The sequence below is a fragment of the Microcystis sp. M113S1 genome (assembly GCF_020246945.1).
GTDB lineage: Bacteria > Cyanobacteriota > Cyanobacteriia > Cyanobacteriales > Microcystaceae > Microcystis.
The window spans coordinates 1-12,741 of the sequence record NZ_JADBSA010000266.1; the positions used below are offsets into that span (position 1 = coordinate 1).

A 12,741-nucleotide genomic window follows, 5' to 3' on the forward strand; every position below is an offset into this window, starting at 1 on the left:
TGGTCAATTACCTAATTTTCAGGGAAAAAGTCCCTGAATTTTCCCCCCAATCACTCCAAGGGTCGGCACTTTTTGAGGGAAAAAAAGTCTAAAAACCTTGTTGGATAAGGTTTTTAGATTTATTCAGCAAACCCTAATTATTGTAGAGGGGGAGAAGGGAGAATAAATAAAAATAATCTCCCTACCCCACACCCTGTCCTGAGGAAAAACTTCTTCAGCCAACCCTAGTTAAGGCCTGCTCGATTCTCTGACTATCGAGGGAGCGGCCGATAAAGACCAAGCGAGTTTGCCGCATTTCTGTGGATTGCCAGGGTCGATCGAAGAAAGAATCAAAGCGATCGCCGACTCCCTGTAACACCATACGCATCGGTTTATTGGCCACGTTAACAAATCCCTTGACCCGATAGATTTCTTCTAAGGCCACCAATTCTTTGATCCGTTCGGTCAAAATTTGGGCATCTACGGGAGAATCGAGGCAAAACTGCACGGAATTGATATCCTCATCGTGATCGTGTTCTTCCTCGTGATCATGATGACTAGGACGACTAGCTAAATTATCCTCGACGGCGGCATTAAATCCCAATAGCACATCAGGGCTAATTTGTCCATCGGCACAAGTAACTATTTTTACCGTCGATCGCAGTTGCGTTTTCAGCCAATTAATAATTTTTTCTAATTCAATTTCGCTGATTAGATCGGTTTTAGTTAAGAGTACCAGGTCAGCGCAGGCTAACTGATCTTCAAATAACTCCTCAATGGGCGTTTCGTGTTCTAAATTGGGGTCTGCTTGCCTTTGTGCCGTTAAAGCGTCCAAATCCGCCACCAGACGACCCCTAGCGACAGCAAAACCATCCACCACGGTGATTACTCCATCTACCGTGGCGCCGTTGCGGATTTCCGGCCAGCGAAAAGCTTGAACCAGAGGTTTAGGTAAAGCTAACCCCGAAGTTTCGATCAGCATACAATCCAACTGTTGCCGTCGCTCCAGCAATTTCTGCATGGTGGGGAGAAATTCTTCCTGTACTGTGCAGCACAGACAACCATTGGTCAATTCCACAATATTATCGTTGGGGTCATCGTCGCAAATCTGACAACTTTTCAACAAATCACCATCAATTCCCACTTCTCCGAATTCATTGACCATAACGGCCACCCGTCGACCTTGATTATTTTGCAGTAGATGACGGATGAGGGTAGTTTTTCCCGCACCCAGAAAACCCGTGATCACAGTAACTGGAATTTTGTGCATAGATAGGGCGATCGATCATGTTTCTAGATCAATCTATCAGACTCTCGGTCTAGGGTTGAGGGTTTCAGCGCTAATTCTTTAGGATTGCCCCACCAATTGCCGGACTGTCACAAACTAGCTGAAATTTTCCTAGTTAGTCGTTATTCTGGTAAAAGTTTCAGCCGGCTAAAATAATCGCTGAAAAACTTTTGTGGGAGTGGATCATGTTACAACGTCTTTTTTTAGCCTTTACCCTCGCTTTTCCTCTTTATTTAAGCATTGCTATTCAACAAACTTATCCTCTAGCTGATAGAGTAAATCGCCCTTCTTCTCGCGGAATCAATAAAATTGAGCAGACGGTAAAAACTATCCAAAAGCAATTAAAACAAGAGCATTCGGTTCAATTAGATTAATAAATTTTGGCAACAAGAGGAGAGATAAAACTCCTCTTTTTTACTTTTTACTTGACAAATTAGCGGCTATTTGCTGCGGAGGTTGGTATTCGGGAACTAAATCTTGTAGGGACTTAACTAAGCCCTGACGGTCATTAACTTGAATATAATTAAGCAGTTGCTCTAATTTGATTTGCAATTTGTCCCAAGCAAGAAAGTGTTCATTAGCGCAAAAAATCTTTGGGTGAGAGGTGGGACGAGCTTTATCGGTATCGATTAATAATTCTTCGTAGAGTTTTTCCCCCGGTCTTAATCCTGTGATTTCAATATCGATATCTTGCCCTAATTCCAAGCCACTTAAACGAATCATCTGTAGGGCCAAATCGTAAATTCTTACCGGTTCACCCATATCTAACAGGAATACCTCACCCCCTCGGGCCATTGCTCCTGCTTGCATAACCAAACGCACCGCCTCTGGAATAGACATAAAATAGCGAATAATATCGCGATGGGTGAGGGTGATATTCTTACGTTGGGCGATTTGTTCCCGGAAACGCGGCACCACGGAACCGCTACTATCGAGAACATTGCCAAAGCGGACGATAGCGCAACGGGTGGAAGTGTCGGGTAAAGCGGCCAAAGCTTGTACAACTAACTCAGCACAGCGTTTGCTCGACCCCATAATGTTAGTCGGTCTGACGGCCTTATCGGTGGAAATAAGAACTAAATTACTAACTGAATTCTCGATCGCAGTCTGAGCGACATTTAAAGTCCCCCAAACATTAGTGTAAACCCCCTGACTAGCATTGGCTTCCACAAGAGGAACGTGCTTATAGGCGGCCGTGTGATAAATTGTTTCAATCTGGTGTTGTTGGATGACTCGGGCCAGATGATTACGGTCGAGAACATTGCCTAGATAGGCATACTTGCGTAAATCGGCATAATTTTCACTTAAATCGAGATCGATTTTGTAGAGGGAAAACTCGTTTAATTCGTAGATTACCAAGCATTTTGGCTTGAGGAAGGCGATTTGTCGGCATAATTCCGAACCGATGGAACCGCCACCCCCGGTGACTAACACCGCTTTACCGGTGACATTTTTTGCCAAAAGTTCGGGATGGGGTAGAATTTCCTCCCGTCCTAATAATTCCGAGACATCGACACTGCGAATCTGATTGATGGCCGCTTCTCCCGATAAAATTTTTGAGAGGGGAGGGACGGTTTTAATGTCGATGGGTAAAGTTTCTAGACTTTCGATGATTTGCCGCTTTTTGGCCTTGTCTAGGTTCGGAATAGCGAGAACAACCCAGTCAAAGGCCCGTTTTTGGTGCAGTAGTGCCAATTGAGAGGGGGGATAAACCCTAATGCCTTGGATAACTCGCTGCTGCAAATCGGGATTATCATCAACAAAGGCCAATAAACGATAGTGGGGGTCATTTTGTAGGGAACGTGCTAATTGACAACCCACAACCCCCGCACCATAGATAACAATTGTCGGTTCCCTATCCACACTACTGACGTAAATATTAAGACGGTGAAAGACAGAAAGAATCAACAATCTCACCCCGATAACCAATACTAGGGTTAACAATGCGTCGATAATCAGGACTGAACGCGGCAAAAAGGCATCCCCTTGAAAGTAGGCAAGACTGATTAAAACCCCTGAACTATAGAGAACCGCTTGCAGTACGGAGGAAAGAAACTCTAATCCTGTATAACGTACGACGGGACGGTAAATACCTCTGAGATAGAAAACTAGAAGTTTAATGGCAATTAAGCTGAATATTTCCTCTAAAAAAGGTCTAATATGCTGATATTCGAGGCTAAGATTAAACCTGAGAGAGAAGGCTAGATAGATGGTTAGACAAAAAATAAGGCAGTCGGTGACCATTAAAAGAGAGCGCTTCGATGACCTAGATAGGGAATTAGCCAATTTCAGGATTTTGCTCGCCAGTTTTCTATACATCTTGATTAATTAATCTTGGGTAAAATTATTTGGCTCCTCTCGACTTGGTGTGATAATCAGTGTTTATCGTTCCTAGTAGTCTTGCTAGGCAAGGATTTGAAGAATATATTTCTGGAAAATTCCCCCTATTCTTCCTCCTTCCACACAGAAACGAGAAGAGCCAATGTTTTATAACAGTAGCGCTGGCTGTCTTTCCGGAGATGATATCACCCAAATTCAAATATGTCAAGCGGCGGGATTTGTCAAGACTTTTTTTCCTTTTACCAACTTTTCATCTCTACCCAAAAATTTTTTGCTCCCGCAAACTAGCCGATAAATCACCGCTAGTCAAGGGTTACAATAGAAGACTGACACAAAAATTTATAAAGTTGGGTTATGAGTAATCAGTACGATGCGATCGTGATTGGGTCGGGAATCGGGGGATTGGTGACAGCGACGCAATTAGTAGCGAAAGGGGCAAAAGTCTTAGTTTTAGAGAGTTATCTGATTCCGGGGGGCAGCGCGGGTTATTTTGAACGAGAGGGTTATCGTTTTGATGTGGGTGCTTCGATGATTTTTGGTTTTGGCAAAAAGGGGACGACTAACCTCTTAACCAAAGCTTTGGCAGCAGTGGATATGAGTATCGAAACCATTGCCGATCCCGTCCAGATTCATTATCATCTCCCGGACGGATTAGACTTAAAAGTTCATCGCGACTACGAACAATTTTTACAGGAATTAATTAGCCATTTTCCCGCAGAAAAAACCGGTATCCGGCGCTTTTACGATGAATGCTGGCAGGTGTTTAATTGCCTCAATAGTATGGATTTACTATCATTGGAAGAACCCCGCTATCTGACTAGGGTTTTTTTTCAGCATCCTTTATCCTGTTTGGGATTGGTCAAGTATTTACCCCAAAATGCGGGAGATGTGGCCAGAAAATATATTAAAGACCCGAAATTATTGAAATTTATCGACATGGAGTGTTATTGTTGGTCGGTAGTACCCGCCGATCGCACTCCGATGATTAATGCGGGAATGGTCTTTAGCGATCGCCATTACGGGGGAATTAACTATCCCCAAGGAGGAGTGGGACAGATTGCTCTCAAGTTAGTCGAGGGACTGGAAAAAGCTGGTGGTGAAATCCAGTATAAGGCCAGAGTAGCTGAGATTATTTTAGATGCAGGACGGGCGATCGGGGTAAGATTGACCAATGGTAAGGAATATTACGCTAAAAAGATTGTTTCTAATGCCACCCGTTGGGATACCTTCGAGAAATTACTCCCCCCGGAATCTCTCCCCGGCAGTGAAAAAAATTGGCAAAAACGCTATCAAAAATCCCCCAGTTTCCTCAGTTTGCATCTGGGAGTCAAGGCCGATGTCTTACCGTCAGGAAGCGAATGTCACCATATTTTACTAGAAGATTGGCAAAATATGGAAGCAGAACAGGGAACTATCTTTGTTTCTATTCCTACCTTACTCGATCCCTCCCTAGCACCCCCGGACCATCATATCATTCATACTTTCACCCCTAGCTGGATTGATCAATGGCAAAAACTGCCCCCCCAAGAATATCAACAGAAAAAAGAGGCCGCTGCTCATCGTCTCATCGAGCGCCTGAAAAAACTCTTTCCCAAACTAGATACAGGATTAGATTATATCGAAATTGGCACGGCCCGCACCCATCGCCGCTTTTTGAATAGAATCGATGGCAGTTACGGCCCAATACCGCGAAGAAAACTGTTAGGCTTATTAGGAATGCCCTTTAATCGCACAGCTATTCCTAATCTTTATTGTGTGGGAGATAGTACCTTCCCCGGTCAAGGATTAAATGCGGTGGCCTTTTCCGGTTTTGCTTGCAGTCATCGTCTATCGGTAGATCTCGGTTTACCTAGTCCCAGAGATTAAAAGCTGAAAATCAGGATTTTTACTGGCGAATTCTTAAACCGGAAGGGAATACTTGACAGCGTTTCTCAGATGGATGAAGCGCGTTTTTGCAACTGGAATTTTTACTTCGGCAAGGTTTAATCCATACTTCATCTTGACGAGAAACGCTGTAGATCGGTTTTGCTGAAGGCGCGGGCAGCTTATTTTAGAGGAATTACTCACCAATGCAGCCAATAAAAACTGATAACTGATAACTGATAACTGATAACTGATAACTGATAACTGATAACTGATAACTGATAACTGATAACTGATGCTTACTCCTTTTGATTCCCCCAAATCTTTACATTGGCAGCAAAGCTTGCGAGCGCCGATTGTTCGTCAATTGGAGATATTTGGCTTTACAATGCAGTTTTTGACTTTTTTGCTCTGGGATCGTTTAACGGGGGCTAATAGGGGCAAAAAACGGCAAAGGAGAGCGAAATGGTTAGTAGATCGCCTGATAAATTTGGGACCAACTTTTATTAAAATTGGGCAATCTTTATCGACGCGAGCAGATTTAATTCCGCTCGAATATATCGAACAATTAACCCAATTACAGGATCGAGTTCCCGAATTTAATAGTCAAGAAGCGATCGGAGTTATTGAAACAGAATTAGGACAAACCCTAGATAATTTATTTGAAAGTTTTACCGTGTCTCCCCTCGCTTGTGCCAGTTTAGGACAAGTGCATCGAGCGCGGTTATTAAGTGGGGAAGAAGTCGTTATTAAGGTACAAAGACCGAATTTGGAAGGACTATTTAATCTCGATTTTGAATTGTTGCATCGTCTCACCCGTTGGTTAAATATTTTCCCCGTGGTGAAAAAATATAATTTAGAAGCTATCTATCAAGAATTCTTTGAACTACTCTTTCAAGAAATCGATTATATTCATGAGGGCAAAAATGCCGATCGCTTTCGGGAAAATTTTAAGAATTATCCCCAGGTAAAAGTTCCTTTAGTTTACTGGCAATATACCACCCGCAGGGTACTAACTTTGGAGTATGTGCCGGGGATTAAAGTCGATGATCGAGAGACTTTACTAGCTAATGGTATTAACGTAGATGGGATTATTCAACTGGGGATATGTTCCTATCTCAAACAACTATTACAGGATGGTTTTTTTCAATCAGATCCCCATCCGGGTAATATGGCAGTTAGTCAGGAAGGGGAGTTAATTTTCTACGATTTCGGCACGATGTTCGAGTTAAAGTCCGTCGCTAAAGATCAAATGATCGAAACCTTTTTCGCTATCTTGAGAAAGGATACGGAAACAGTCTTAAAAACCTTGATGTATATGGGGTTAATTGAACCTGTTAGAGACCTGCAACCTGTGCGAAATATCGTGCAGTTTCTCTTAGATGAATTTCGCGATAAACCGGTAGATGTGAGGGCCTTTGAACAAATTAGCGATCAAGTGTATTTAATGTTTAAACAGCAACCTTTTCGCTTACCTCCCCAAATGACTTTTATTATTAAATCTGTCACCACTTTGGATGGGATTGCCCGCTCTTTAGATCCCCAGTATAATTTATTAGCAGCTAGTCAACCTTTTGTGAAAAGTCTAGCGGTATCGGGAGGAACTACCAACACCATGCTTACCCTAGCTAATCAAGCGCGCACTTTTCTTAAACAACAATGGCAAAAAGGTAATAAAAACGAGAGAATGATCCGTCAATTAGAGGAAAAAATCGAGCGAGGAAATTTAGTTTTTCAAGTTAAGTCACGGGAAAATGAACGACTTCTGAAAAGAATTTATCTGGGAATTAAAGTATTAATTAATGTCTGTTTACTGGGATTTAGTATTATCTCAGCCATATTTTTATTAGACACCAACTATAGCAAAATGGCCATTATTCCCTTCAGTTTAGCCGGGTTATTTGCTTTATTTTTTCTGCGTTCTTCCATGGCTTTATTAATTCAGGAAAGATTAGATAAAATGTTAGACAAGTAAATAATTATCATTTTTATTAGTAGATGGTTTTTGTTATCGGCAACAAAAATTAAAGTTTGACGGGCTGTCTGTTGACAAGATTTCCAGAAATTATCATAATAAAAATGTTTTCATTGCACCCAGCAGCAAGAGGACAGGAAAATGTTGTTAAAATCTTTAGCCCTTAGTTCCCTGGTCGGATTATCCTTAGTTACATCTATCCCAGTCTTGGCTAATCCTGGCGTTTCTCCAGTACAAACTAACGAAGCAATAATTGCTGTCGGTCAACAAAAAACCGATTTATTTGTTAATTTAACCACCGATGATCCTTGGCGAGCTGCAATGGCCATTGGTGTCGCCACCAATATGTTGAAAAAAGGTCACTCAACCACTATTTTTTTGAATATTACAGGGGTACACCTCGCCGCAACGACAATTCCTCAACACACTAACGGTATCACCGGTAAAACCCTGCAAGCAATGTTAGTAGATTTCATCAGTCAAGGGGGAAAAGTCTTAATTTGTCCCTCCTGTATGAAACAAGCAGCAATAAAACCCGAAGATCTAATTGCCGGTGTGGTGACAAGTTCCCCCGATTCCCTGGAAGCAAATTTATTTAACGAAACGGTTAAAGTAATTAGCTGGTAAATCTAGCATTTTCTAGAGAATCTAGAGACCTTAACAATAAGGTCTCTATTATTAGTAGATTTATTTTTGCTTAAAAGAGCGGCCGCTCTTGACTCAGTCGTTATACCATTTTTCTTGGTTCGTGGACCGCCCCCCAGAAAGCTAAGCTGTTGACTATCTAGGGTTTGCTGAATATTACTGGGAGCTTTACTAGAAAACGGTTTTGGGACTTTTTTAGTCAAAAAAGTGCAAGAGACAAACGTTGAGAAATCGATCCGAGGGACTCATACTAAATCCGTTGAGTATAGGCTACTTATGAGGACAGGCAAAAGGTACTCATGCAAAATGCAAAAGGAGAAATAGATAATCAGTCTTTAATAACAGGATTTAGTATTCAGATCTTGATTCGGCAATGCTGGCACTCAAATTAATATCCGCAACCATAGACAAAAGGTTATATAAATCTAACTAATCATTTACTTGAGTAATTGGTATTTTACAAATCGCTGAAAGCAAGTCACCATAGGAATTAAGCAAATGCAGTTCCGAATCAAATCCTGTGGGAGATAGAAATTATGGTTGCTTTAATCACCCCAAAACCCGCTAAAACCAGCCGTTTAACCACACAAATCCAAGAAATCGCCGAAAATACTTTTACCTTGCGCTGTTTGGATTGGGATCGCGAGCGCTTTGATATCGAATTTGGTTTAGAAAACGGTACCACTTATAATTCTTTTGTTATTCAAGGGGAAAAAACCGCCCTAATTGATACATCTCACCGCAAATTCGATCGCCTTTATCTGGACGAATTAACTAAACTAATCAATATCAATCATCTTGATTATTTAATTATCAGTCACACCGAACCCGACCACAGTGGTTTAGTCAAAGAAGTTTTGGAATTAGTCCCAGAAGTTACCGTGGTTGGGGTAAAAGTTGCCATGCAATTCCTCGAAAACATGGTACACAGACCCTTTAAACAGTTAATCGTTAAAAGTGGTGATACTTTAGATTTAGGTAATGGTCATGTCTTAGAATTTGTTTCAGCCCCTAATCTTCATTGGCCTGATACTATCTTCACTTTTGATGCTAAAACTGCCACCCTTTTTACCTGTGATGCCTTCGGAATGCACTTTTGTGATGATCAAACCTACGATCGAGAAAAAGAGCTGCTAGAAGGCGATTTTCAAACCTATTATGACTGTCTGATGCGACCGAATGCTCGTTCAGTTTTAGGGGCAATTAAAAGAATCGATAAATTTGAGATTAATCTCATTGCCACCGGTCACGGTCCCCTATTAAAACACCATATTTCTGATTGGGTGGGACGCTATCAAACTTGGAGTCAAGAACAAACTTCTGCCGATACTTTAGTGGCTGTATTCTTTACCCAAGATTACGGACAAAGTGAACATTTAGCTACTATGATTAGTCAGGGTCTGACTAAAACTGATGTGGTGACAGAATTAGTCGATATGAATAATGCTGATCCCCACGAAGTCAGAGAATTAATCAATCAGTCTAAGGGAGTTGTCATCGGAATGCCTCCCCAATCTTCCCCGATTAACCAGACGATTTTAAGCACAATTCTTGCTTCAGTTAATGGCAAACAAGCGGTAGGATTATTTGAGTCAGGAGGTGGGGAAGATGAACCAATTTTTCCCTTAAGAAATAAATTACAGGAAATGGTCGCAATCGAAGCTTTTCCTCCTCTTTTAGTTAAAGACAATCCCAATCAATCTCTCGATTTTATTGCCGATGAAGCAGGAACCGACCTCGGCCAATGGTTAAGCCGAGAAAAAACGATTAAACAAATTAAATCGATTAACAACGACTTAGAAAGAGCTTTAGGACGTATTAGCACCGGATTGTACTTAATTACTTCCCAAAAAGCCGATTTATCTAGTGCCATGATTGCCTCTTGGGTGACACAAGCAAGTTTAAATCCTTTAGGTGTGGCGATTGCAGTGGCCAAAGATCGGGCAATGGTATCCTTTTTACAGCCTAGCGATACCTTTGTTTTAAATGTTTTAGCTGAGGATAATTACCAGAAATTAATGAAACATTTCCTCAAGCGTTTCTCTCCCGGTGCCAATCGTTTTGAAGGCATTAAAACCTATACTGCCAATAATGGATCACCAATTTTAGCCGATGCCTTAGCTTACATAGAATGTGAAGTAACCAGTCGTTTAGATTGCGGCGATCATTGGGTAGTTTATTGTACCGTTAATAATGGACGAGTTGCCCGTTTAGATGTCTTAACTGCTGTCCATCATCGCAAAGTTGGCAACCATTATTAACAGTTATCAGTTATCAGTTATCAGTAATCAGTAATCAGTAATCAGGAGATAGGAGGCAAGGAGGCAAAAGGCAGGAGATTTTTTCTATTTATTCTCCCTATCCCCCATCCCCTATCCCCCATCTCCTATCCCCTATCCCCCTTCCCCCATCCCCTATCCCCTATCCCCTACCCCCCAACTGAACAATTATGAGCGCTACTACCTTAATTCCTAATCCTGCTATTAATAATCGCTCCCGCGATGTTCAAACCGCAGAAATTGCCGATAAAACTTGGGTTTTTCGCTCCCGTACTTGGGACAGATTAAAATTTGAAATAGAATATGCTCGTCAACGGGGAACCACCGCTAATTCCTATCTTATCTGTGGTGATAAAACCGCCTTAATCGATCCCCCTGGAGAATCCTTCACCGAAATTTATTTAGAAGAAATTCGTCAATATATCTCCTTACATCGTCTCGATTATCTGATTCTCAGTCACGTTAATCCCAATCGTATCGTCACTTTAAAGGCATTATTAGCCGAAACCCATCAAATCACCATCCTCTGTTCTAAATCTGCCGTCAATACCCTTAAAAATGCCTTTCCCGATGCACAAATTTTTGGCATACGAACCGATGAAATCCTTGATTTAGGGCAAGGTCATCAACTAAGTTTTATTAATGTCCCTACGCCGCGCTGGCCTGATGGTATCTGCACTTTTGACCAAAAAACCCAAATTTTATACAGCGATAAATTCTTTAGTGTGCATCTGTGCAGTGACGCTCTTTGGGATAAGAATTGGAAACAATTAGGGTTCTTCGTTACTTGGTATGGTTCGATAGGGTGGCATAAATCGACTAAATCCTTGTCTGGCAAGAGATTTAATTGATTAGTTCGCTCTAGATCAAAAACAATTGACAAAAATCGCTAAATGCCTTTCTCTATAAGGGTTCCATCCCTTATAACCCTCGTCCATTGCATAACACAAACCGAAGAGCCACAATTAGACGCGGATCGTCGTTATTATTTTGATTGTCTCCATGCCGTGCAATCCAAAGCGGTAGAAACAGCCCTCGACAAAATTAAAGAATTTCCCGCCCAATATTATGCACCCGCCCACGGTCCGATAATTCGTTATAGTCTTAGTCGTCTTGCCCACGATTATCGTTATTGGTGTCAAGAACAAAAAACTCGACCTCTACAAGTGGCTTTATTATATGCTTCTGCCTACGGAAATACTGCCACCCTGGCCCGCTCGATCGAACGGGGATTATTAGAAAATGATCTGGCCGTAGAATCAATAAATTGTGAGTTTGCCACCCCCGCCGAAATTAGTCAAGCGATCGAAAATTGTGACGGATTTATTATCGGTTCTCCCACCTTAGCCGGTCACGCTCCCACCCAGATCCAAACCGCTTTAGGAATCGTTCTTTCCACGGCAGCAAAAACTAAATTAGCCGGGGTTTTTGGTTCCTACGGTTGGAGTGGGGAAGCTGTAGATTTAATTGAAACTAAACTCAAAGATGCCAATTATCGCCTCGGTTTTGAATCCTTGCGCGTGCGTTTTAGCCCCACAGAAAGCTGTTTACAAGCAGGTTATTTAGCCGGAGAAACCTTCGCCCGGACCTTGAAAAAAACCAAAAAATTGCGGGTTCCCCAACAGGGAATGACTGAAACACAAATCGATCGCACTGCCCAGGCCGTTGGTCGGATTGTCGGTTCCCTCTCTGTTCTCACCACTCGTCAGGGCGAGGATCATGCTGGTTTCCTGACCTCTTGGGTATCCCAAGCCAGTTTTAACCCCCCGGGGCTAATTATCGCCGTTGCTGACGAACAAGCCGCCGATCGCCTAATTAACTCAGGAACCGCCTTTACCTTGAATATTCTCAAGGAAGGGCGCAATTTACGCCGTCATTTTTCCAATCGCATCAAATCTGGCGGCGATGTCTTTACGGGATTAGAAACCCAAGCTGGGGAAAATGGCTGTCTGATTTTAAGCGAAAGTCTCGCCTATCTAGAGTGTACGGTCAAAGAGCGACAACTCTGCGGCGATCGCTGGTTAGTCTATGCTACCGTCGAGCGGGGTCAAGTTTTGGATAGTAACGGTGTCACCGCCATCGGTCATCGCAAATCCGGTAGTCAGTATTAAAACTGGACTAGCGGGGCAAAGCTCCTGACTTTCCCCCCATCATCGGCCTAGATTTCTGGGAAACATAGGTTATGTTAGTATCCAAGGCTGTCCGACCGGGTTATTTTGTCTTTGTTTCCCCTTGACATCCTCACCGCCGTAAACGGACGGTGATTCCCAAACCTCACGATTTGGGTTTCTGCTTCTTTCCCGAAGGATTTTTCGCACCTGCCTTAACAGATTTACTCTGTTCTGGTCTTATGGTCGCTCTACAGACTGACA

7 protein-coding genes and 2 pseudogenes are annotated in these 12,741 nt (G+C 42.3%); 7 read left to right on the forward strand and 2 right to left on the reverse strand.

Features of this window, described 5'->3' with window-relative positions; translation table 11 throughout:
* Positions 1-214 precede the first annotated feature (214 nt).
* Positions 215-1,249: a cobalamin biosynthesis protein CobW gene (cobW, locus tag IM319_RS13435; RefSeq protein ID WP_287735916.1), complete on the reverse strand. Its 1,035-nt coding sequence runs from the start codon at positions 1,247-1,249 to the stop codon at positions 215-217.
* A gap of 203 nt (positions 1,250-1,452) precedes the next feature.
* Here cobW and IM319_RS13440 point away from each other — a divergent pair, with 203 nt between their 5' ends.
* On the forward strand, positions 1,453-1,641 hold the full coding sequence (locus tag IM319_RS13440; RefSeq protein WP_287685525.1) for a hypothetical protein: 189 nt from the start codon (positions 1,453-1,455) through the stop codon (positions 1,639-1,641).
* Positions 1,642-1,681: 40 nt separating this feature from the next.
* On the opposite strand, the gene IM319_RS13445 is transcribed toward IM319_RS13440, so the two are convergent.
* Positions 1,682-3,586 (reverse strand): polysaccharide biosynthesis protein, encoded by a 1,905-nt coding sequence (locus IM319_RS13445; RefSeq protein ID WP_287735917.1) that lies wholly within the window; start codon positions 3,584-3,586, stop codon positions 1,682-1,684.
* A 375-nt stretch (positions 3,587-3,961) separates the two neighbouring features.
* Between IM319_RS13445 and crtH the strand changes: the two genes are divergently transcribed.
* From crtH to IM319_RS13475, 6 genes and pseudogenes are all read left to right on the forward strand, one after another.
* On the forward strand, positions 3,962-5,473 hold the full coding sequence (gene crtH, locus IM319_RS13450) for a carotenoid isomerase (RefSeq protein WP_287735918.1): 1,512 nt from the start codon (positions 3,962-3,964) through the stop codon (positions 5,471-5,473).
* Between the two features lie 292 nt (positions 5,474-5,765).
* Positions 5,766-7,445, forward strand: coding sequence for an ABC1 kinase family protein (locus IM319_RS13455; RefSeq protein WP_287685942.1), 1,680 nt, complete (start codon positions 5,766-5,768; stop codon positions 7,443-7,445).
* Positions 7,446-7,586: 141 nt separating this feature from the next.
* A complete protein-coding gene (locus IM319_RS13460) occupies positions 7,587-8,072 on the forward strand; it encodes a DsrE family protein (protein ID WP_147070726.1) in 486 nt (161 codons plus the stop codon).
* Positions 8,073-8,626: 554 nt separating this feature from the next.
* The gene (locus IM319_RS13465; RefSeq protein WP_287735919.1) at positions 8,627-10,351 is read left to right on the forward strand and encodes a diflavin flavoprotein; all 1,725 of its coding nucleotides are present in this window, start codon (positions 8,627-8,629) and stop codon (positions 10,349-10,351) included.
* A 188-nt stretch (positions 10,352-10,539) separates the two neighbouring features.
* Positions 10,540-11,136: pseudogene (locus IM319_RS13470) on the forward strand (flavin oxidoreductase); the annotation flags it as partial.
* Between the two features lie 195 nt (positions 11,137-11,331).
* A pseudogene (locus IM319_RS13475) lies at positions 11,332-12,480 on the forward strand (flavin reductase); the annotation flags it as partial.
* Positions 12,481-12,741: the final 261 nt, after the last annotated feature.